The organism is Methylobacterium sp. 285MFTsu5.1, from assembly GCF_000383455.1.
Lineage (GTDB): Bacteria > Pseudomonadota > Alphaproteobacteria > Rhizobiales > Beijerinckiaceae > Methylobacterium.
On the sequence record NZ_KB911270.1, the window covers coordinates 260,614 to 282,757 of the forward strand.

Genomic DNA, 22,144 nt, shown 5'->3' on the forward strand with positions numbered 1-22,144 from the left:
CGCGGCCCTCAGGCCGCCTCCACCCGCAGGACCGTGCCGCCGATCCCGGTGACGCGCACCCGGCGGCCCGCCGGCAGGTCGGGCCCCTCGACCCGCCACAGCGTGTCGTCGAAGCGGATCCGGCCCGCGCCCCGCACGATCGGCTCGTCGAGCACGCCCTCGCGCCCGATCAGGCCGCGGTCGGCGCGGTTCAGGTCCGGCCCGGCCCGCCTGCCGCGGTGCTGGAGGCGCGCCGCGAGCGCCACCAGGGCGACGGCGAGACCGGCGAACAGCAGGGTCTGGCCCTGCCAGGGCATGGGCAGCGCCGCGGCCGCGAGGCCGGTCGCGACGGCGGCGAGGCCGAGCCAGATCAGGAACACGCCGGGCAGCAGGATCTCGGCACCGGCGAGCACGAGGCCGGCGATGACCCAGCTCCAGGCCGCCCCGAGGGTCCCGAGGGTTCCGGCGAGGGAATCGAGCGTCACCGGCGTCAGGCCCGCGGCGGAGCGACGTTCGGCGGGCTCCCCGCGCGCCGGGGCGCCGCGGCGCCGTCGCCGAAGACCGTGCGGGTGAGCTCGCCGATGCCGCCGAGGGTGCCGGCCAGGGCCGCCGCCTCGATCGGCACCACCACGACCCGCTGGTTCGGCGCGGTGGCGATCGCCCGCACCGCGTCGACGTACTTCTCGGCCACGAGGAAGTTCGCCGCCGCGATGTCGCCCTCGGCGATCGCCCGGCTGACCATGCCGGTCGCGGCCGCCTCGGCCTCGGCCGAGCGCTCCCGCGCCTCCGCGTCGCGGAACGCGGCCTCGCGCCGGCCCTCCGCCTCCAGGATCGCCGACTGCTTGCGCCCCTCGGCCCGCAGGATCTCGGCGGCGCGCTGCCCCTCCGCCTCCAGGATCGAGGCGCGCTTCTCGCGCTCGGCCTTCATCTGCCGGGCCATCGCCCCGGCGAGGTCGGCCGGGAGCACGATGTCCTTGATCTCGATCCGGTTGATCTTGACGCCCCAGGGCGAGGCCGCCGCGTCCATCACCCGGAGCAGGCGCTCGTTGATCTCGTCGCGGTGGGCGAGGAGCTGGTCGAGATCCATCGAGCCGACCACGGTGCGGATGTTGGTCATGGTCAGGGTCGTGGCCGCGAGGTCGAGGCTCGAGACCTCGTAGGAGGCGCGCGCCGCGTCGAGCACTTGGTAGAACACCACCGCGTCGATGGTGACGCCGGCATTGTCGCGGGTGAAGGCCTGCTGGCTCGGCACGTCGATGACCTGCTCCATCACGTTGACCTTGCGGCCGATCCGCTCGACGAAGGGCGTGATCAGGCCCAGGCCGGCGTCGAGGCTGCGGGCGTAGCGGCCGAAGCGCTCCACCGTGTAGACGTGGCCCTGGGGCACGATCTTCACGCCCGCGGCCAGGGTGATGATCGCCAGCACCGCCAAGCCCACGGCGAACACGCTCAGCCCCAACGGAAGCCCCATCGACACCCCTCCCCTGACGGCGCCACGGCCGGCGCGGCCGCGCAGCCTAACAGGCCGATCGGGGCTCCGCGACCGCGTGTCCGCGGGGCAGCCCGGAGGCGTGCCGCGCCGCGGCGTGAACGGTCACCCGCGGATGTCGATCATCAATGGTTCAGGCCGCCGCGCTTAGGAAGCCGGCAAGCGTCGCGTTCGTCGTCGCTCGGACCCCGTCAACGCAACGCTTGTTGAAGAAATATTCGGCATGATCCCCGCCACCCTCGCTGCGGAAAGAAGTCCTTTCGCGCCGCTGCGGGCGGCAGAAATCCCCACCCAACCGGACTCGGTGCGCGCGTGAAGATCGCTGTCCTCGCACATCTGAAATACCCGATCGGCCAGCCCTACGCCGGCGGCCTGGAGATGCACACGCATCTCCTGACCGTCGCGCTGAAGCGGCACGGGCACGACGTCACGCTGTTCGCGAGCCGCGGGTCCGACCCGGCGCTCGACCCGGTCATGCTCTGCGATCCGACCGGGGACGCGCTCCTCGACCCGGAGCGGGAGGAGGCGATCGACCGGGAGGAGGAGGACGCCTACCGGCGCATGATGGAGATGGTCGCGGCCGGAGGCTTCGATCTCGTCCACAACAACGCGCTGCACGCCCTGCCGCTGCGCGAGAGCGCCCGGCTCGGCCTGCCCTGGGTCACCGTGCTGCACACGCCGCCCTTCGACTCCCTGGTCGGCGGCGTCGTCCAGGCCGACCCCGACATGGCCTTCCTGGCGGTGTCCCCGTCGCTGGCGCAGGAATGGGCGCATCTCGTGCCCGGCGCCCAGGTGGTCGACAACGGCGTGGACCTCTCGACCTTCGCGTTCTCACACGCTGCCGACGATACGCCCTTCGCCTTCTGGTCGGGCCGGATCGTGCCCGAGAAGGGGCTGCACCTCGCGATCGACGCGGCGCGCGCCGCCGGGCTGCCGCTGACCTTCGCGGGTCCCAAGCTCAATCCCGGCTACTGGGCCGCAGAGATCGCCCCGCGTCTCGGGCCGGACCTGACGCATCTCGGCCATCTCTCCCACCGGGACCTCGCCCATCATCTCGGCCGGGCCCGCGTGGCGATCGTCTCGCCCCGCTGGGAGGAGCCCTTCGGCCTCGTCGTGGCGGAGGCCCTGGCCTGCGGCACGCCGGTCGCCGCCTTCCGGCGCGGCGCCATGCCCGACATCCTGGACGCGTCCTGCGGCCGCCTCGCCCGCCCGGACGACCCGCAGGATCTCTCGGTGGCGATCCGGGAGGCCGCCGGCCTGTCGCGCCGGGCCTGTCGCGACCGCGCCGAGGCGCTCTACGATGCCGCCGCCATGACCGGGCGCTACCTGGAGGCCTACGACGCCGTGATCGCGCGCTGCGCCGAGCGGGCGCGGCCGGCCCTGCGCGTCGCCGGAGGACGCGGCTGAACGGCGCGGATCCGCGCGCCGCAATCCGCACCCGAGCCCGGAGCCCGGCGGCATGACGGGCCGCCCACGACCTCCGCGGCGCACGAGGGTGCCACGGGAGACCTGCCATGACCACCGACGCCGACCATCCGGCCCCACCGCCCTGCGTCGTCTGCATCCCCGCCCGGAACGAGGCCGAGCGCCTGCCGCGCCTGCTCGCCTCCCTGGCTGCGCAGAACGGCGTCTCGGCGCGGGCGCCCCTGCGCGTCGTGGTGCTGGCCAACAACTGCACGGACGGGACCGTCCAGGCGGTGCGGGACGTTGAGGCCTCGGGCATCCTCGCGACCCTGACCCTCCGGCTGATCGCGGTCGAGCTCGGCGGCGCGGACGCCCATGTCGGCACGGCGCGGCGCATGGCGCTCGATGCCGGGGCCGAGTGGCTGGAGGCGGACGGGGAGCCGGACGGCATCCTCCTCACCACCGACGCGGATGCCCGCCTGCCGGCCGAGTGGGTCGCGGCCAACCTCCGCGCGCTGGAGGCCGCCGACATCGTCGGTGGCCGGCTGGTGATCGACGACGACGGCACGCCGGACCCCGCCCTGACGGACCTGCACGCGCGCATCGAGCGCTACTGGTCCGGCGTCCGACGCCTGGAGGATCTGCTCGACCCGCCGCCCTACGATCCCGCCCCCCGTCACGGCGACCATACCGGCGCGAGCCTCGCCGTTCCCGCGATCCTGTACCGGGCGGTCGGCGGGCTGCCGGCGCTGCCCTGCGGCGAGGACAACGCCCTCGTCGGGCTGCTGCGCGCCAACGGCGCGCGCCTGCGCCACTGCCCGGACGTGCAGGTGCTGGTCTCGTCCCGCCACCAGGGGCGGGTCTCGGGCGGCATGGCCACCGAGATGCTGCGCCGGACCCGCGTCCTCGACGGGGAGGCCTACCTGCTGCCGGAGGCCGCGCACTGGCAGGCGCTGATCCTGCGCCGCGCGGCCCTGCGCCGGGCCTTCCACCTCGACCCGCAGGCCCGCGCCGCGGCCTGCGCACGGCTCGGTCTCGACGCCGACGACCTCGCCGCCGTCGGGGCCTGCCCGAACGACATCGCCTTCGTGGAGCGGGCCGACCGGATCCTCGAGTCGCGCAGCCCGCCGGCGCGGGACTGCGCCCTCGACCAGGCGGTCGCCGATCTCGACGCCCTCGCGTCGTCCCTGAGGGACGCCGCGTGACCCGGGGCATCGGCTGGTACGTCCATCACCAGGGCGCCGGCCATCTCCAGCGGGCCCGGGCCGTCGCCCGCGCCCTGGACCGGCCCTGCACGATCCTCGGGACGCTGGCCGGGTTCGACACCGCCGGCCTCGACATCGTCGACCTGCCCGACGACCGCCCCCTCGGCGACGGAGCCTTCGACGGCCGGGACGGCGCGACCGGGCGGCCCGAGGCCCTGCACTACGCGCCGCTCAACCATCCGGGGGTCCGCGCGCGGATGGCGCGCATCGCCGCCTGGGCGGAGCGGGCCGAGCCGGCCCTCCTGGTCGTCGACGTCTCGGTGGAGGTGGCGCTCCTGGCGCGCCTCCTGTCGGTGCCGACCCTGGTGGTGCGGCTCGCGGGGACGCGGACCGACCGGCCGCATCTGGAGGCCTTCCGCGGCGCGACGCGGCTGCTGGCCCCCTTCCCCGCGGCGCTCGACGGCGCGGCCGTGCCGGACTGGGTCCGGGCCAAGACGCTCTACGCGGGCTTCCTGGGCGCGCCGGCGCAGGCCCCGATCGAGGCGGGACGCGAGATCGTGGTCGTGTTCGGCCGCGGCGGCGCGGGGGGCGACCTCGGGGATCTCGCCGCGGCCGCGCGGGCGGTGCCGGACCGGCCGTGGCACGTGTTGGGACCGGTATCAGGCTCGGGCGCCGTCCCCGGCAACCTGCACCTGCACGGCTGGGTCCCGGACGTCGAGGCGCGGGTCGCCCGGGCGGCTTTGCTGGTGGGCGGCGGCGGCGACGGCGTGGTCGCCCTGGCGGCCGCGCAGCGGAAGCGTTTCGTCTGCCTCCCGGAGGAGCGTGCCTACGGGGAGCAGACCGAGAAGGCTGAGGCTCTGGCCCGGCTCGGGGCCGCGATCGTTCATCCCGGCTGGCCCTCGGCCGCGGCGTGGCCTGGCCTCATCGCGGCGGCCCGCGCCATCGACCCATCGGTGATCGGCGGCCTGCACGACCCGGACGCGGTCCGGACCTGCGCCGCGACGATCCAGACCCTGATCGCGGATCTCTGAACGGCCGGGCCGCGACGGAGCGGGCGGTCGCCGCGCCGGCGCGGGTGCCTCAGTCCGCACTCATGTCCGGACTCAGGAGATCAGGTCGAGCTTCGCGGCCTCGATCCCGTCGGCGCGGATCGTGTCCGGCAGGGACGAGAAGTCGCGATAGCCCGCCTCGCGCGCCATGGCGTCGAGGGCCGTCTGCTCGTCGTCGGCCGCCCCCGTCCAGAGCACCGCGCCGCTCTTCGTCTGCCTAATCTGGAAAATGCTCATCGACCCCTCCCCGGTCCCGAGAAGACCATCGGCCTATTAACGTCGCTATTCGTGGCTGGTTGCAGGTTGAGCGCCGTGAACGGCCGCGCTCCGGCCGCCCCGATCACCTGCGGCGCGAGGCCCGGCGACGGCCCCGCCGGATGGCGCTATGCTCGACCTCCGGTGGAGTGGCTCGCCATGAAAACGCCGACCTGCCCAGCGAGGGAGAGGCAATACCAGTCCAGCGCCGATTGCGAGGCCCCCGTCGTGAACTCCGTCCGTTGGCGCGCGCCCCGCCTCACTCTCCTGTGCGGGCTCGCGATCCTCGCCGGGGCGCCGGCCAGGGCCGTCGAGACCGCCGCCGTTCCCGACGCGGCCGCCATCGCGCCCGCCGTCACCGTGGTCCCGGCCGAGAACCGCGAGATCGTCGAGCGGGCGGTCGTTACCGGCACGCTGGTCCCACGCGACGAGATCCTCGTCTCCCCGGAGGTCGAGGGCCTGCGCATCACCGATCTCCTCGTCGAGGAGGGCGACCGCGTCACCAAGGGACAGGTTCTCGCCAAGCTGTCGCTGGAGATGATCGTCACCCAGGAGGCCTCGAACGCCGCGGCGATCGCCCGGGCCGAGGCGGCCATCGTCCAGGCCCAGAGCCAGATCGTCCAGGCGGAGGCGGCCAACGTCGAAGCCAAGCAGTCGCTGGAGCGGGCCCAGGCGCTCGCCAAGACCGGGAACGCAACCGCGGCCGTGCTGGAACAGCGCGTCTCGGCGGCGCAGGGGGCGGAAGGGCGCCTCGCCGCCGCCAGGGGCGGCCTGCAATCGGCCCAGGCCGACCTCGCCACCGCCCGGGCGGCCGGCGCCGAGATCGCCCTGCGGCGTGCCCGCACCGATATCCGGGCGCCGGAGGCCGGCATCGTCAATCGCCGCACCGCCCGGATCGGCGCCACAGCCACCGCGGTGGGCGAGCCGCTGTTCCGGCTGATCGCCCGGGGCGAGATCGAGTTGGAAGGCGAGGTGCCGGAGACGTCGCTGGCGCGCATCCACGTCGGCAACCCGGCGAGCCTCGACCTCGATGACGGCCGCCGCCTCGCCGGCAAGGTTCGCCGGGTCTACCCGGAGGTCGACCGGGCCACGCGGCTCGGCAAGGTGCGCATCCGCCTCGGCGACGATCCGGCCCTGCGCATCGGCGCCTTCGCGCGCGGCAACGTCGAGATCGCGCGCCGCACCGGCGTCGCCGTGCCGGTCTCCAGCCTGCTCTACGCGGCCGACGGCCGCGCCAGCGTCCTCGTGGTGAAGGACGGGCGCGTCGAGGCGCGGCCCGTGGCCGCGGGGCTCTCGGCCGACGGCTTCACCGAGCTCCGCTCCGGCGTCGCGGCCGGCGAGAGCGTCGTGGCCCGCGCGGGGAGCTTCCTGCGCGACGGCGACCGGGTGCGCCCCGTGCCGGCGCCCACCAGCACGCCGATCGCCGACGCGGCCCCGCGGTAGGACGAGTCGAAGGATCCGGCCATGCGCCTCAACGTCTCCGCCTGGGCGATCCGAAGGCCCCTGCCCTCGGTGGTCCTGTTCCTGGTCCTGATGATCCTCGGGCTGGTGAGCTTCCGCGCGCTGCCGATCACCCGGTTCCCCAACATCGACATCCCGATCGTCTCGGTGACGATCACCCAGTCGGGCGCCGCGCCCGCCGAGCTTCAGACCCAGGTCACCAAGTGGGTCGAGGATTCGGTCGCCGGCGTGAAGGGCGTCAAGCACATCCTCTCGACGATCACGGAGGGCACCTCCACCACCACGATCGAGTTCCGCCTGGAGGTGAACCAGGATCGGGCGACCAACGACGTCAAGGACGCGATCGCCAAGATCCGCCAGAACCTGCCGCGGACGATCGACGAGCCGATCGTCTCGCGCGTGGAGATCGCCGGCCTGCCGATCATGGTCTACGGCGCCTCAGCACCCGCCATGACGCCCGAGGACCTGTCGTGGTTCGTGGACGACGTCGTCGCCCGGGGCTTGCAGAGCGTGAAGGGCGTCGGCGGCGTCGAGCGCCTCGGCGGCGTCGCCCGCGAGATCCGCGTCACCCTGAAGCCCGACCGCCTGCTGGCGCTGGGCATCACCGCCGCGGACGTGAACCGGCAGCTGCGCCTGACCTCGGCCGACATGGCCGGCGGCCGGGCCGAGGTCGGCGGCCAGGAGCAGTCCATCCGAGCGCTGGCCGCCTCGGCGAGTCTCGAGACGCTCGCCAAGACCTCCATCGTGGTGCCGGGCAACCGCAAGGTCCGCCTCGACGAGCTCGCGACCCTATCGGACACCGCCGAGGAGCCCCGCACCTTCGCGCGCTTCAATGGCGAGCCGGTGGTCGCCTTCGCGATCTCCCGCGCCAGCGGCGCCAGCGACGCCGACGTGTCGGTGGGCGTCGCCAAGAAGATCGCGGCGCTGCACGCGGCCAATCCCAACGTGCGGTTCGACCTGATCGACACCAGCGTCGTCAACACGATCGGCAACTACCACTCGGCCATGATGGGCCTGATCGAGGGGGCCCTCCTCGCCGTCGTGGTGGTGCTGCTGTTCCTGCGCGACTGGCGCGCGACCCTGATCGCCGCGGTGGCGCTGCCGCTCTCGGTGCTGCCGACCTTCTGGGTGATGAGCGCCCTGGGCTTCTCGCTCAACGCCGTCAGCCTGCTGGCGATCACGCTCGTCACCGGCATCCTGGTGGACGACGCGATCGTGGAGATCGAGAACATCGTCCGGCACATGCGGATGGGGAAATCGCCCTACCGCGCGTCGCTCGAGGCCGCGGACGAGATCGGCCTCGCGGTCATCGCCATCACCGCGACGATCATCGCGATCTTCTCGCCGGTGTCGTTCATGGGCGGCATCGCCGGCCAGTACTTCAAGCAGTTCGGCCTGACCATCGCGGCCGCGGTGTTCATGTCGCTGCTCGTGGCGCGCCTGATCACGCCGCTGCTCGCCGCCTACTTCCTGCGCGACCACGGGCCGGACCACGAGCGGGACGGCGTCGTCATGCGCGGCTACACCCGCCTCGTGGCGTGGTCGGTCCGGCACAAGTTCATCACGCTGGTGCTCGGCCTCGCGTGCTTCGCCGGCTCCATCGCCTCCACGGGCCTGCTGCCCGCGGGCTTCCTGCCGGCGGAGGACCAGGCCCGCACCCTGTTCGTGGTCGAGCTGCCGCCGGGCGCCCGGCTCCAGGACACGGTCCGGGTCACCGACCGCATCGAGGAGAAGATCCGCGCGCTGCCCGAGGTGAAGAGCGTGTTCGTGGACGGCGGCCGCCAGCTGCCGGCCAAGAAGGAGGTGCGCCTCGCGAGCCTCACCATCAACCTCACGCCGAAGAACAGCCGCGACAAGACGCAGAAGCAGATCGACGCCGAGGTCGCGGCGATCCTCCGGGAGGAGCCGGACCTGCGCTTCTGGGCCCTGCGCGAGGGCGGCCAGCGCGACCTCGCGCTGATCATCGCCGGCCCCGACAAGGCCGTGGTGGCCGAGACGGCGGCCAAGCTCCAGCGCGAGGCCCAGCAGGTCCCGCACCTCGTCAACGTCATGTCGACGGCCCCCCTCGACCGGACCGAGGTCCGGATCCGGCCGAAGCCCGCCGTGGCGGCCGATCTCGGCGTCAGCACCGACACCATCGCCGAGACCGTGCGGGTCGGGACGATCGGCGACATCGGCATGAACCTCGCCAAGTTCAACGCCACGGACCGGCAGATCCCGATCCGCGTGCAGCTCCCCGAGAGCGTGCGCGGCCGGCTCTCCGACCTCGAGACCCTGAAGGTGCCGGTGAAGGGCGGGACGGCCGTGCCGCTCGCGACCGTGGCCGACATCAGCCTCGGCCAGGGCCCGACCGGCATCGACCGCTACGACCGCGCCGTGCGCGTCGCGCTCGAGGGCGACATGCAGGGCACCGACGCGCTCGCCGCGCTGATCGGCCAGGTGATGAACCTGCCGACCGCCAAGAACCTGCCGCCCGGCGTCACGATCAGCCAGACCGGCGACGCCGAGGTGATGGGCGAGGTCTTCGAGGGATTCGCGCTGGCCATGGGCGCCGGCCTGATGATGGTCTTCGGCGTGCTGATCCTGCTGTTCGGCAACTTCCTGCAGCCGCTGACCATCCTGTTCTCGCTGCCGCTCTCCATCGGCGGCGCGATCCTGGCGCTCCTGATCTGCCACATGCCGATCTCGATGCCGGTGGTGATCGGCATCCTGATGCTGATGGGCGTCGTGACCAAGAACGCCATCATGCTGGTGGATTTCGCCGTCGAGCAGATCCGCGCCGGCGTCGACCGGAACGTCGCGATCGTCGATGCCGGCCGCAAGCGCGCCCGGCCGATCGTGATGACCACCATCGCCATGGCGGCCGGCATGGTCCCCTCCGCGATGGCCTACGGAATCGGCGGCGAGTTCCGCTCGCCCATGGCGGTGGCGGTGATCGGCGGCCTGATCGTCTCGACGGTGCTGTCGCTCGTCTTCGTGCCGGCAATCTTCGTGCTGATGGACGACCTGTCCCGCCTGCTGACGCGGCTGTTCGGCCGCTTCATCGGCGAGCGCGACGATCCGGAGGATGCCTCCGTCTTCGATCCGGCCCATCCGGCCAATGACGGGCACCCGCCGCCGCCGCGGATCGCCGCGGAGTAGAGCGGGTCGGCGCGGAGAGCGGGTGCCGGATCGGTGTCGCGGATTGCGTCGCGCGCCGCGATGGGCTGTGACTCGGCCCCGCCGAATCAACGGAGACGAGCGAGACGATGTCGGGTGGTCACGGGGCGGTCGAGGGGTCGAACAAGCGCGTGGCGCTGCTGATCTCGGTGCTGGCGCTGTTCCTCGCGTTCAGCGAGACACTGGGCAAGGCGTCCCAGACGGATTCGATCGGCGCCAACGTCGAGGCCGCGAACCAGTGGGCCTATTTCCAGGCCCGCACGATCCGCGCGACGGTGCTCAAGACCGCCGACGAGGCCCTGGCGCTGGTGCCCCCGGGACCGAACCAGGAGGCCATCGCCGCCAAGCGCGCCGAGTGGTCGAAGACGCTGGCACGCTGGGATTCAGAGCCGTCGACCGGCGAGGGCCGCAAGGAGCTGTCCGAGAAGGCCCGCGCCTCGGAGGGCCGGCGCGACCTCGCGCTGCTGCGCTACCACCACTACGAGCTGGCCTCGGCGGCCTTCCAGATCGGGATCGTGCTGGCCTCGGCCGAGGTCATCACCGGGATCAGCCTGCTGGTCTTCGCCGGCGGCTTCCTGGGCCTCGCCGGGGCGGCGCTGCTCGGCTTCGGCTACCTCGCGCCGCACGCCCTGCCGTTCTTCCACTGAGCGGCCCCGGCCGCCGGCAGCGACGTAACGCCACCCCCGATCCCGATCGATCGAGCACAAGCGTCGCCGGGCTGGACGCGCGGTCCGGAAGCTGATCGTCTCGGCGCATTCCAGGGGGGAATGATGTCGGAACACTCAGAAGACCAGGGACGCCTGACGAAGGTCGCCAGCGCGATCTTCCTGCACACCGAGCACGCGATCTACGCGGCCCTCGGCATCCTGCTGGCGCTCACCGCCCTCGTGGCGCTGATCGAGGCCGCCGGGATGACCTGGGAGGCGATGCGGGCGCTCGGCGGCGCGCAGCAGATCCTGGAGGTGATCGACCGGCTGCTGTTCCTGCTGATGCTGATCGAGATCCTGCACACGGTCCGGGTCTCGATGCGGTCGGGGACGCTGACCTGCGAGCCGTTCCTGATCGTCGGGCTGATCGCCTCGATCCGGCGGGTTCTGGTGATCACCCTGCAATCGTCGGAGATCATGCACGCCAAGGACTGGTCGCCGGAGAAGCAGGCGCTGTTCCAGGCCTCGATGATCGAGCTCGGCGTGCTGGCGGGGCTGATCCTCACGATGGTGTTCGCGATCTTCCTGCTGCACCGCGCGCGCGACGACGGCAAGCCGGCCGGCGAGGAGAAGCCCGAGCACGTGTCCTGAGATCCGCGCGCCTTCGCGGCGTTCACGAAGGACCTGCACTGATCCGTACGCCTGACGGCGTCCGGATTGCCCTGACCGTCCTTGCGAGCGCAGCGAAGCAATCCAGTTGCGCCACGCCGACCGAGGTAACGCTGCACTGGGTCGCTTCGCTCGCGATGACGGAAGGAAACCGAACCGGAATTGGAAATCAGTTCATCCGCAGGATCGCGGCGTTGAGGAGCGTCGCGAAGGCGACCCAGGCCGTGTAGGGGACGAGGAGCCACGCCGCGAGCCGGTCGAACCGCCAGGTCAGCCGGATCGTCCAGAGCACCATCACCAGCAGCATCGCGACGACGATCAGGCCGGCGCCGATCGCGTGGGCGGTGAAGAAGACCGGCGTCCAGGCGGCGTTGAGCGCGATCTGCACCACGAACGCCGCGAGGGCGAGCCACCAGCCCTGGCGGCTCGGTCCCGTGCGCGGCATGGCGCCGAGCAGGCGCCAGAGCGAGACCGCGATCATCGTGTAGAGGATCGTCCAGGCGACCGGGAACACCCAGTTCGGCGGGTTGAAGGCCGGCTTGTTCAGGCTCGCGTACCAGCCCGGGATCTCCGCCTGGGTCGACACCGAGCCGACGGCGGCCGTGGCCGCGACGGGCAGGATCGCGGCGGCGAGGCGCAGCCAGCGCGGCAGGGGCGATCCCTCGGGGACCTGTGTGGCGGCGGTCATGATCGTCTGTCTCCACGGGGCGCGGCATGTGGCGCGGCATGTGGCCCGGCATGTGGCGCGGCTTGCCGGCACCCGCGCGCCGTGGCACGCGCCCGTCTCCATCCGCCGAGAATCGCCAGATGTCACAGCCTTACGCGCCGCAGGGTCCGTCGGATACCCGGAGCGACGCCGAGCCGGAATACACGCGCCGGAGCCTCGCCGCCCAGGCCATGGGGCGGATCGAGCCGGAGACGCGGGCGGTGGTGATGCCGCTCCACGTCGCCACCACCTTCATCCGCGATCCCGACAACGGCTACAGCTCCGGCTACAGCTACGCGCGGCCGGACAACGCCACGGTGCGCGAGGCGGAGTCGGTCCTGGCGATGCTGGAGGGCGCCGCCGCCGGCGCGCTGCTGTTCGGCTCGGGGATGGCGGCGGCGACCGCGGTGTTCGGCGCGCTGGAGCCCGGCGACCACGTGGTCGCCGGCACGGTCATGTACTGGGCGCTGAAGCGCTGGCTGCGCGAGGAGGCGCCCCGGCGCGGCCTCACACTGAGTTTCGTGGACACGGACGATGCGGACGCCCTGCGCGCCGTGATCGAGCCCGGCCGGACCAAGCTCGTCTGGATCGAGACCCCCGGCAACCCGCTCTGGACGGTCACCGACATCGCCGCGGCGGCCGAGATCGCCCACGCGGCGGGGGCGCGGCTGGCCGTGGATTCCACGGCCGCCTCGCCGGTGCACACGCGGCCCCTGGAACTCGGCGCCGACATCGTGATGCACTCGGCCACCAAGATCCTCAACGGCCATTCCGACGTGGTGGCGGGCGTGCTGGCGGGCGCGCGGGCCGACGCGTTCTGGGAACGGATCCGGGGGATCCGCGCCGGTAGCGGCGGCATCCTCGGGCCGTTCGAGGCCTACCTGCTGATGCGCTCGCTCCGGACCCTGCACCTGCGGGCGGCCGCGCAGGCGGCGGGCGCCCTGCGCCTCGCCGGGCGCCTGAGCGGGCACCCGCACGTGACCCGCGTCCTCTACCCGGGCCTTCCGGACGATCCCGGCCACGCGGTCGCCTGCCGGCAGATGCGGGACGGGTTCGGCTTCATGCTGTCGATCCGGGTCGCCGGCGGCGAGGCCGGCGCCATCGCCACGGCGGCGCGGGTGCGGCTCTGGAAGCGGGCGACCTCGCTCGGCGGCGTCGAGAGCCTCATCGAGCACCGCGCCTCGGTGGAAGGCCCGGGCAGCCCCTGCCCGCCGGACCTGCTGCGCCTGTCCACCGGCATCGAGGACACGGACGACCTGTACGGCGATCTCGACCAGGCCCTGCGCGGCGCCCACGCGGGCTGATCGTCGCGGGCGCTTGGTGCCGAACCGGCTCCTGGCGCGTTGTGCCGGCAGTTCCGGCGGCGCGAACCGCCACAGATCGCGAGTCTGACGACATGACGACCCGTTCCCGCACGTTGGTCCCCGGCACCTTCGCGCTGCTCATGCTGGCGCTCGCGCCGGCCTCCGCCCGGGCCGACGCGGTGCCCGATCTCGACGTCGAGCGGACCTGCCGGTCGGCTCAGGTCGCCAACACGAGCATCAGCGACAAGGCGAATTACGACGGCTGCATCCGCTCCGAGCGCGATGCCAAGAAGGAGGCTGAGCGCCACTGGAGCAGTTACACGCCCGCCGCGAAGAGCCAGTGCCAGAACCAATTCAAGGCGGGCGGCTTCCCCTCCTACGTCGAGATGGTGACCTGCCTGGAACTGGCGTCCGGCACGGTGCCGACCCAGAGCGCCGAGGGCGGCCGCGCGGTGGGCGGGCCGGGTGCGCCGAAGGACGTCAAGGTGCAGCGGGAGGGCGGCGCCAACCTGACCAAGGAACCGCCCGCGAGCCAGCGCACGGATCCGATCCAGGTGCTGGAGAACAAGTAGGCGGCGCGGGCGCCGTCACGCGCCGCTGTCGGCCTTGGTGACGGAGGGGAGGTCGACGGTCTCGCGGCCGGCGCGTTATTGGGTGCCCGCGATGAGGGCCCGCACCGCCGCGGCGACCCGGGCGCGCTCGGCGGCGCGGTGATTCTCCCCCCTCTCGTCCGGCATGCCAGCACAGCTTCCGACGGGGCGCGACGCGGCGCGCGGGCGTGCTATGGGCCGAGTCCTCCCCCCGCGCACCAGCCCCCGCTCCCGCCGGCCCCGTGAACGCCCTCGCCATCATCGCCCCGATCTTCGGGATCGTCCTGATCGGCTGGGCCGCCGCCCTCGCGGGGCTCCTCTCCGACAAGGTCAGCGACGGGCTGTCGGAATACGTCTTCGCCGTCGCCGTCCCGGCGCTGATCATCGCCACGCTGACCAAGCCCGGGATGAGCGGGACCATCGCGTGGTCCTACTGGGTCGCGTATTTCGGCGGCGCGGCGATCTCGTGGTCCGTCGGCACGCTGATCGCCCGGCGGCGGGCCGGGATCGAGCGCCGGGGTGCGATCCTCCACGGCTTCGCGGCGAGCCAGTCGAACACGGTGTTCGTGGGCGTCCCGATGATCCTCCAGGCCTACGGCGAGGAGGGTGCCTTCCCGCTGTTCATGCTGCTGGCCGTCCACCTGCCCCTGATGATGGGCAGCGCCACTTTCCTGATCGAGTCCGATTCCGGCCTGCCGGTCCTGGCGCGGATCCGCGGGCTCGCCCTGGTGCTGCTGCGCAACCCGATCTTCGTGGCGCTGCTGATCGGCATGGCCATGAAGGCCCTCGGCCTCGCGCCGGTCGGCATCGCCCAGTCGCTGATCGACGCCTTCGCCGGCACGGCCTCCACCTGCGCCCTGGTGGCGCTGGGCGCCGGCCTGAAGCGCTACCGGGTGCTGTTCGACCTCAAGGGTGCGCTCGTGATCGCGCTCCTGAAGAACCTCCTGCACCCGCTGGCGGTCTGGGTCCTGGCCTTCCACGTCTTCGCGATGCCGGCCGCCTACGCGGGCGTCGCGACCCTGTTCGCCGCCATGCCGGTGGGGATCAACGCCTACCTGCTGGCGGCGCGCTACCGGACCGAGACCGGCATGGTCGCGGCCTCGGTCTTGGTCTCGACGCTGCTGGCGCCGCTCACCACGCTGCTCTGGCTGATGCTCCTCGGCCGGGCGTGACGGCGGCGCCCCGGCGTCACCGCGCGCGTTGGACCGGGCGGCGCGCGGGTCTAGGGTAGGGTCAAGCGCGCGGGCCGCGAAGACCCGCGCCACCCTGCAGGCGAGGAATCTCGATGAACGCTCCGATGCGCCCTCCGGGCAGCGCCTCCCCGTCGGCCCCGGCCTCGGCCCGCTTCGTCTGGGACGATCCCTTCCTGCTGGAGGATCAGCTCACCGAGGACGAGCGGGCGATCCGCGACGTCGCCCAGAGCTTCGCGCAGGAGCAGCTGCTGCCCGGGATCGTGGAGGCTTACGCCACCGAGAAGACCGATCCCGGCCTGTTCCGCAAGATGGGCGAGCTCGGCCTGCTCGGCGTGACGCTCCCGGAGGAGTACGGCTGCGCGGGCGCCTCCTACGTGGCCTACGGGCTCGTGGCGCGGGCGGTCGAGGCGGTGGATTCCGGCTACCGCTCGATGATGAGCGTCCAATCCTCCCTCGTGATGTACCCGATCCACGCCTATGGCTCCGAGGAGCAGCGCCAGAAGTTCCTGCCGAAGCTCGCCTCGGGCGAGTGGATCGGCTGCTTCGGCCTCACCGAGCCGGATGCCGGCTCGGACCCGGCCGGCATGAAGACCAAGGCCGAGAAGATCGACGGCGGCTACCGGATCTCCGGCGCCAAGATGTGGATCTCGAACGCCCCCTTCGCGGACGTCTTCGTGGTCTGGGCGAAGTCCGAGGCCCACGAGGGCGCGATCCGCGGCTTCGTCCTCGAGAAGGGCATGAAGGGCCTGTCCGCCCCGACGCTGAAGGGCAAGCTATCCCTGCGCGCCTCCACCACCGGCGAGATCGTCATGGAGGGCGTCGAGGTCGGCGAGGACGCGCTGCTGCCGAACGTCTCGGGGCTGAAGGGGCCGTTCGGCTGCCTCAACCGGGCGCGCTACGGCATCTCGTGGGGCGCGATGGGCGCCGCAGAGGATTGCTGGCACCGCGCCCGCACCTACACGCTGGAGCGCAAGCAGTTCGGCCGGCCCCTGGCGCAGACCCAGCTCGTCCAGAAGAAGCTCGCCGACATGCAGACCGAGATCGCGCTGGGCCTCCAGGCCTCGCTCCGCGTCGGGCGGCTGATGGACGAGGGCAAGATGGCGCCCGAGATGATCTCGCTGGTCAAGCGCAACAATTGCGGCAAGGCGCTGGACATCGCCCGCACCGCCCGCGACATGCACGGCGGCAACGGCATCATGGGCGAGTACCACGTGATGCGCCACGCCCAGAACCTCGAGACGGTGAACACCTACGAAGGCACCCACGACGTCCACGCCCTGATCCTGGGCCGGGCCCAGACGGGGCTGCAGGCGTTCTTCTGAGGCGCGGAGGACGCGCCTCCCACCGGGTCACCTCATCCTCAAGTGCGGCGCAGTCGCCTCGAAGAAGTCCCCCGGAACCGCGGCGATATCGGGAGGCTTCCTCGAGACCTCCGCTGCGCTTCGGCACCTCAGGATGAGGGCCCGGGCGGGGTCACTCCCCGCCCTCGTCCCCGGCGAGCGACCACTCGAGCACCCGGGCGAGGTGGTCGTAGGCGCCGTACCGGCTGGCATATTGCGGGTAGGGCCGCGCCGTGTAGGCCGCCTCGCCGGTCATGAACCGGGCCACCAGCCCCCGGAGCCGCGCGGCGTGCTCGGCCACGATCGCCTCCACGCCGCGCTCCTCGCCCCGGGGCGGCTTCACCGGGATCGGGACGAAGGGCTTCCGGCCGCCCGAGGCGTGGACGTAGAGCAGGTCCGGCGTCGTCGTCACGGCCGGCAGATCCGCGAAGGCGCCGTGCATCAGCATCGCCGCCTCCAGGGTGAGCTGCGGCGAGAACCCGGAGAAGATCATCTTGCCCGAGGGCGGCGTCCCGGTCTTGTAATCGACGATGCAGGCGGTGCCGTCCGGCCGCAGCTCGATCCGGTCGGCCCGGGCGCGCAGCGTGAAGGTCTCGCGCCCCATCGGGATCGCCCAGCGCCCGGAGACCTCCGGGTAGACCCGGGTCAGGCCGGGCCGGCGCCGCGCCTCCCAGTCCAGATAGGCCGAAGCCATGCGTTCGTAGCGCGGCCACCACTCGGCGTAGAGGTTCGGGTACTCCGCCTCGATGTCGCCGAAGGCGTTCACCGCGAAGTTCAGCAGCCGCTCCGCGAAGTCCGGCGGCAGGTCCTTGGGATGGCGACTGGCGAATTCCGCGAAGACGTCGTGCACCAGGGAGCCGCGGGTGGCGACGCCCGGCGCCGCCGCCAGCGGATCGAGCGGGTCCAGTCCGAGCACGTGGCGGGCGAAGATGCTGTAGGGATCGCGCACCAGCGTCTCGATCTCGGTGACGCTGAGCGAGCGCGGGAACAGCGCCGGGTCCGGCTTCGGCGCGGGGCGCTTCAGCCGCGGCTCCGGCGGCGCCGCGTCGAGCCGCGCGGCGAGGCCCGCGAGCCGGCGCCCCGCGTGCAGGACGGCGTCCCAGCGGGCGTCGCCCGAGAGCGCGCGCAGGCGCTGGATCAGGCGCGACGGCACGGTCGGGGCGCCCTCCCGCTTCAGCGCGCGGGTGATCACCGCGTCGCGGCAGCCGAGCGCCTGCACGAAGTCGTGGGCCATCTGCCCGATCCGCCGCTCGGGCGGGTTGAGGCCGACCCGCTCGCGCATCGGCCGGTTGAGGAACGAGTCGGTCAGCGTGCGCACCGGCCAGACGCCCTCGTCCAGCCCGCCGAGCACCACGCGATCCACCGACAGGAGGCGCGCCTCCAGCAACCCGAGGATGCGCAGGCGCGGATGCGGCGCGTCGCCCGAGCAGGCGACTTTGCGCTCCCGGGCGAGCGACGTGAAGAAGGTGGCGTAGTCGTCGAACCGCCCCGGCATCAGGCCGGGCTCCGCCATCTCCAGGTCGTCGAACAGGGCGTCGAGGCAGGACAGGGATCCGTCCGTCTCGACCGGGGGACCGTCCTCCGGCCCGGCGATCAGCCGGTCGCACGCCTCACGGTGACCCGCGGCGGTGGTGACGAGGTCGCATTCCCCCGCCCCGTCCGGTCCCGGGAAATCCCGGAACACCAGATCGAGCCGGTCCAGCAGGTTCGCGGCCAGCTCCCAGTCGACGTCCTTCAGGCGGCGTTTGGCCCGGGGCCGGTGCTCGGGCGGCCCGGCGCGCTCGGCGGCGAGGGCCTTGCGCAGGCCGTCGAAGCCCGGTGCCGGGACCGGACCGCGCAGCAATCCGATCTCCAGGGCGGCCGCGCCCCGGACCACGTCGGGACGCGGCAGACCGAGATGGACCATCGGATGGGAGAGCAGCGCGATCAGCCGGGCCGGGATCGCGTCGGCCTGATCGCGGGCGAGGTCGGCGGCGAGTTCCGCCGCGAGCCGGGCGAGCCGCCCGGCCGGGCTCACGGCCAGGGACAGCCCGGCGGAATCCTCGGCCACGATGCCCCAGCGCAGCAGCTCGACGGCGACCCGGCCGGCGAGCCCGCGGTCGGGCGTGATGAGCGCCGCAGTCGCACCGGGGGTCTGCAGGGTCTCGCGCAGCGCCAGCGCCGCGACCAGCGCCTCCTCGCGCTCGTCGGCCGCTTCGGCGAGCGCGAGCCCCTCGAGGCCGAGGCGGGCGACGGTGTCGCGCTCGGCCGGGTCGAGGGCGGCCCACGCGTCGGTGGTATCGGCCGGCCGCAGGGCCTGCGACAGGAGCGCGGCTCGCGCCGCCTGGCCGGGGTCGGGCTCGCCGAGGGCGACGACCTCGGCGCGGTCGAGGTTGAGGTTCTCCGGTCCGAGCAACCGGTGCAGCACCGCCTGCGGATGGCCGTGCGCGATCACGCGGGAAAAACCCTCGCCGGTGTCGATGCCGTCCCAGCCGGCCGCGTCGAGGTCGAGATCGAGCCCGGGCAGGACCACGGCGCCGTGGGGCAGCTTGGCCACGGCGGCGATGAGCCGGGCCGTGGCGGGGACGGAGCCCAGCGAGCCGGCGACGATCACCGGGTCCAGCGTCGCGCCGCGCGACAGGCGCCGCTCCTCGGCGAGCACGAGCCCGCGGGCGCGGGCGACCGGATCGGCGAGGCCCCGCTCGGCCAGGAGCTTCGGCCAGTTCTCGGCGGCGATCTTCACGAAGTCGAGGGTCAGGCCGAAGTAGCGGGAATACTCGGCCTCGACGGCCGCGCCGATCTCCGACCAGGGCAGGCCCTCGACGGTGAGCGCGTCCATCAGGCGCTCGAGATCGCCGGCGAGCCCGACCGCGTCGGCGGGGGAGGACGGCACCAGGAACGGCACCTCGGCGTCCAGCGGCAGCAGCGTCCGGTCGACGGTCCTGGCCCAGGCCTGGACGAGGCGGGCCAGGATCAGCCGGCGCTCCAGCGGCGGCATCGGGATGCTCAGGGGATCGGCGTTCTCCTCCAGCAGCGGCTCGGCGGCGAGGTCGAGCTCGGCCTCGTCGGCCTCGCCGAGCGGCACCATCCGCGGCAGCAGCGTCGCCTGGCCGGGCGCGTCCCGGCCGAGCCTCTCGGCCAGGATCGCGCCGAGCGCCCGGGCCGCGCGGCGGGTCGGCAGGTAGATCGTGACGGAGGCGCGCGCCAGCGGATCGTCCGCCACCGGCCCGACGAGGCGGCCGGAGAGCAGCGCCTCGGCGAGCGTCGGCAGGAACGGGACGCCGCGGGAGATGGTGAAAACGGCCTGTCGGGCGGGCATGGCTGGGCTTCTACGCCCGCGCCGGGGCGGCGGACAGGGGACGATGGGCCGCTGGGGAACGATCGCGCGGCTTCCCTCCCCGCATCGGAGGAGTTCGGTCGCGCTCCGCCGCTGACCTCAGCCCTTCGCCCTCGCGGCGGCGCCGTAGCCGGCGCGGCGGCCGAACACGACGCCGGAGGTCAGCCCCGAGCCGCCGGGATAGCCGTTGAAGAACACGCCACCGACCATCTCGCCGCAGGCGTAGAGGCCGGGAATCGCGCCGCCGTCCGCGCGCTTCACGCCGCCGTCGTCGCCGACCTCGACGCCGCCGTAGGTGAAGGTGATGCCGCCCGTGACCGGGTAGGCCTTGAACGGCCCGGTCTCGATCCTCTGCGCCCAGTTCGACTTCGGCAGGGCGAGCCCCTTCGTGCCGCGCCCGTCCTTCACGGTCGGGTCGAAGGGCACGCTCTCGTCCACGGCGGCGTTGAACGCCGCGATGGTCCGCCGCGCCGCCGCGCGGTCGATGCCCTCGAGCTTGTCGAGGAGCCCGTCCAGGGTGTCGGCCTCGACGAAGTGCGCGTCGTGGAACCGGTACTCGCTGTAGAGCAGGTGATCGACCTTGGCGTCGAAGATCTGCCACGCCACGTGCCCGGGCTGCTCCATGATCGAGCGGCCGAACTGGGCGTAGGTGTAGTTGCGGAAATTCTTGCCCTCGTCGACGAACCGCTCGCCGTCCGCGTTCAGCATGAGGCCCAGGAAGTAACAGATCTTCCGGTAGTGCTTGCGCTCGCCGTGCGGCAGCTCGAGGTTGCCGTAATCGGGGGTGTGCAGGTCCATCGGCGTGGCGTGGCAGCCACCGTAGAAGCCGTGGGCCTTCGCGCCGAGGTCGAGCGCCATCTGCAGCCCGTCGCCCTGGTTGTGGGGTGTGCCGCGCACCCGGGCCTTGTCCCAGCCCTCGCCGATGAAGCGTGTCCGGAGGGCGGCGTTCGCCTCGAAGCCGCCGCAGGCCAGCACCACGGACGTCGCCCGGACCGGACCCTGCGGCGTCTCCACGCCGACGACGCGCCTGTCCTCCACGATCAGGCCCCGGGCCGGGCAGCCGTAGCGGATCTCGCCGCCGGCCCGGGTGAAGGCCTCCAGCTCGGCCCGGGCGAGGCCGAAGCCCTCGTCGTGGGTGGCGAGCGTCAGGCCGCCCCAGAACACGAAGCGCCCGTCCTTCTCGAACGACTGACGGGAGTAGATCGGCTCGAACTTCACCCCCTGCGTCGCCAGCCAGCGCAGGGCCGCGCCGCTCTCGTCGATCAGGATGCGCTGCTCGCGCGAGAGCGGCCGCCCGTCGTTGAAGCCGAGCAGGTCCGCCTCGAATTTCTGTGCCGTGTAGGCACCGAAATCGGTCCGCGGCAGGCGCGGGTCCTCGGGATCGACCAGCAGCGGGATCAGGTCGTCGTTGCCCGCGTAGACGAAGCGCATGGCCCCGGCCGTGTAGGCGGTGTTGCCGCCGGCGAGGTCCCGCTCGGCCTTCTCGATCATCAGCACCGAGGCGCCGCGATCCAGGGCGGCGAGACCGGCGCTCATGGCGGCGTTGCCCGAGCCGACCACCACCACATCCCACGGCGCATCGTCCGGACGCTGCATGCCTGCCTCCTCTCCAGTGGCTGATCTCAGCGCATTGTATACGTCTGCATGCAATTTCTCGCAAGCGTTTCAGGCGTCACGGTTTCGCGCTATGGCCGAGCCGAGGAGAGCCGGACATGAAGGCCAGCGAAGCGGAGCGCTCCAGCGGCGCCGGCGCCTACGAGCGGCTGCTGCGGGCGATCGAGGAGGGCGAGCTCGCCCCCGGCAGCCGCCTGCGCGAGGCGGAGCTTGCCGAGCGGTTCCAGATCAGCCGCACGCCGGTCCGCGAGGCGCTCGGCCGGCTGGAGGCGCAGGGACTCGTCGCCCACGAGCCGCACCGGGGCGCCAGCGTGGCGCAGCTCGACTACGGGCAGGTGAGCGAGCTCTACGACCTGCGCGAGGTGCTGGAGGGGACGGCCGCGCGCCTCGCGGCGATCCACGCCAGCACGGTCGAGACCGAGATCCTGGAGGAGATGGTCGCCCGGGACCGGACGCTGCTCGGCGACGCGCCCTCGCTGGCACGGACCAACCGGCTGTTTCACCGCCAGATCCACGGGGCGGCGCGCAACCGCTTCCTGCAGGGCACGCTGGAGACGATGCGCCTGTCGCTGGTGCTGCTCCCGGGCGCCACCACGCTGGCGGCGCCCGACCGCGCCGCGGAATCGCTCGCCGAGCACGCCGCGATCGTGGCGGCGATCCGGGCCCACGACGGGGATGCCGCCGAGGCCGCGGCCCGGGCCCATATCCGCGCCGCCTTCAAGGCGCGGATCCGGATCTGGCAGGAGAGCTGACCGACCCCGGCC

18 protein-coding genes are annotated in these 22,144 nt (G+C 72.9%); 12 read left to right on the plus strand and 6 right to left on the minus strand.

Annotation, left to right across the window (positions count from 1 at the left end):
- Positions 1–8 precede the first annotated feature (8 nt).
- Both H288_RS0101300 and H288_RS0101305 read right to left on the minus strand, forming a co-directional pair.
- A complete protein-coding gene (locus H288_RS0101300; protein ID WP_020090782.1) occupies positions 9–464 on the minus strand; it encodes an NfeD family protein in 456 nt (151 codons plus the stop codon).
- 5 nt (positions 465–469) lie between these two features.
- On the minus strand, positions 470–1,450 hold the full coding sequence (locus H288_RS0101305) for an SPFH domain-containing protein (RefSeq protein WP_026604558.1): 981 nt from the start codon (positions 1,448–1,450) through the stop codon (positions 470–472).
- Between the two features lie 330 nt (positions 1,451–1,780).
- Between H288_RS0101305 and H288_RS0101310 the strand changes: the two genes are divergently transcribed.
- The 3 genes from H288_RS0101310 (at position 1,781) to H288_RS0101320 (ending at position 5,108) form a co-directional block, all read left to right on the plus strand.
- Positions 1,781–2,875, plus strand: coding sequence for a glycosyltransferase family 4 protein (locus tag H288_RS0101310; RefSeq protein WP_020090784.1), 1,095 nt, complete (start codon positions 1,781–1,783; stop codon positions 2,873–2,875).
- A 107-nt stretch (positions 2,876–2,982) separates the two neighbouring features.
- Positions 2,983–4,077, plus strand: coding sequence for a glycosyltransferase (locus H288_RS0101315; RefSeq protein WP_020090785.1), 1,095 nt, complete (start codon positions 2,983–2,985; stop codon positions 4,075–4,077).
- Entirely contained in the window at positions 4,074–5,108 is a 1,035-nt protein-coding gene (locus tag H288_RS0101320; protein WP_020090786.1) for a glycosyl transferase, read from the plus strand. The genes H288_RS0101315 and H288_RS0101320 overlap by 4 nt, the downstream gene beginning before the upstream one ends.
- Positions 5,109–5,180: 72 nt before the next feature.
- On the opposite strand, the gene H288_RS0101325 is transcribed toward H288_RS0101320, so the two are convergent.
- On the minus strand, positions 5,181–5,363 hold the full coding sequence (locus H288_RS0101325; protein WP_020090787.1) for a hypothetical protein: 183 nt from the start codon (positions 5,361–5,363) through the stop codon (positions 5,181–5,183).
- A gap of 177 nt (positions 5,364–5,540) precedes the next feature.
- Between H288_RS0101325 and H288_RS0101330 the strand changes: the two genes are divergently transcribed.
- The 4 genes from H288_RS0101330 (at position 5,541) to H288_RS0101345 (ending at position 11,299) form a co-directional block, all read left to right on the plus strand.
- Entirely contained in the window at positions 5,541–6,824 is a 1,284-nt protein-coding gene (locus H288_RS0101330; RefSeq protein ID WP_081636434.1) for an efflux RND transporter periplasmic adaptor subunit, read from the plus strand.
- Positions 6,825–6,845: 21 nt separating this feature from the next.
- A complete protein-coding gene (locus H288_RS0101335; RefSeq protein ID WP_020090789.1) occupies positions 6,846–9,983 on the plus strand; it encodes an efflux RND transporter permease subunit in 3,138 nt (1,045 codons plus the stop codon).
- A 107-nt stretch (positions 9,984–10,090) separates the two neighbouring features.
- Entirely contained in the window at positions 10,091–10,648 is a 558-nt protein-coding gene (locus tag H288_RS0101340) for a DUF4337 domain-containing protein (protein ID WP_020090790.1), read from the plus strand.
- 123 nt (positions 10,649–10,771) lie between these two features.
- Positions 10,772–11,299: a phosphate-starvation-inducible PsiE family protein gene (locus H288_RS0101345; RefSeq protein ID WP_043712027.1), complete on the plus strand. Its 528-nt coding sequence runs from the start codon at positions 10,772–10,774 to the stop codon at positions 11,297–11,299.
- A gap of 187 nt (positions 11,300–11,486) precedes the next feature.
- Here H288_RS0101345 and H288_RS0101350 read toward each other — a convergent pair whose 3' ends face one another.
- Positions 11,487–12,005, minus strand: coding sequence for a TspO/MBR family protein (locus H288_RS0101350; RefSeq protein ID WP_020090792.1), 519 nt, complete (start codon positions 12,003–12,005; stop codon positions 11,487–11,489).
- A gap of 119 nt (positions 12,006–12,124) precedes the next feature.
- Between H288_RS0101350 and H288_RS0101355 the strand changes: the two genes are divergently transcribed.
- From H288_RS0101355 to H288_RS0101375, 4 genes are all read left to right on the plus strand, one after another.
- Positions 12,125–13,327: an aminotransferase class V-fold PLP-dependent enzyme gene (locus tag H288_RS0101355; RefSeq protein ID WP_020090793.1), complete on the plus strand. Its 1,203-nt coding sequence runs from the start codon at positions 12,125–12,127 to the stop codon at positions 13,325–13,327.
- A 92-nt stretch (positions 13,328–13,419) separates the two neighbouring features.
- Positions 13,420–13,899 carry a hypothetical protein gene (locus tag H288_RS0101360; protein WP_020090794.1) on the plus strand — a complete coding sequence of 160 codons (480 nt, stop codon included), beginning with the start codon at positions 13,420–13,422 and terminating at the stop codon, positions 13,897–13,899.
- Positions 13,900–14,159: 260 nt separating this feature from the next.
- Entirely contained in the window at positions 14,160–15,089 is a 930-nt protein-coding gene (locus H288_RS0101370; RefSeq protein ID WP_020090796.1) for an AEC family transporter, read from the plus strand.
- A 113-nt stretch (positions 15,090–15,202) separates the two neighbouring features.
- A complete protein-coding gene (locus H288_RS0101375) occupies positions 15,203–16,432 on the plus strand; it encodes an acyl-CoA dehydrogenase (protein WP_020090797.1) in 1,230 nt (409 codons plus the stop codon).
- Between the two features lie 151 nt (positions 16,433–16,583).
- Here H288_RS0101375 and addB read toward each other — a convergent pair whose 3' ends face one another.
- Positions 16,584–19,748 (minus strand): double-strand break repair protein AddB, encoded by a 3,165-nt coding sequence (gene addB / locus H288_RS0101380; protein ID WP_020090798.1) that lies wholly within the window; start codon positions 19,746–19,748, stop codon positions 16,584–16,586.
- Between the two features lie 117 nt (positions 19,749–19,865).
- On the minus strand, positions 19,866–21,362 hold the full coding sequence (gene tcuA, locus H288_RS0101385) for an FAD-dependent tricarballylate dehydrogenase TcuA (protein ID WP_020090799.1): 1,497 nt from the start codon (positions 21,360–21,362) through the stop codon (positions 19,866–19,868).
- A 116-nt stretch (positions 21,363–21,478) separates the two neighbouring features.
- Here tcuA and H288_RS0101390 point away from each other — a divergent pair, with 116 nt between their 5' ends.
- The gene (locus tag H288_RS0101390) at positions 21,479–22,132 is read left to right on the plus strand and encodes a GntR family transcriptional regulator (protein ID WP_020090800.1); all 654 of its coding nucleotides are present in this window, start codon (positions 21,479–21,481) and stop codon (positions 22,130–22,132) included.
- The last annotated feature ends 12 nt before the right edge of the window (positions 22,133–22,144 follow it).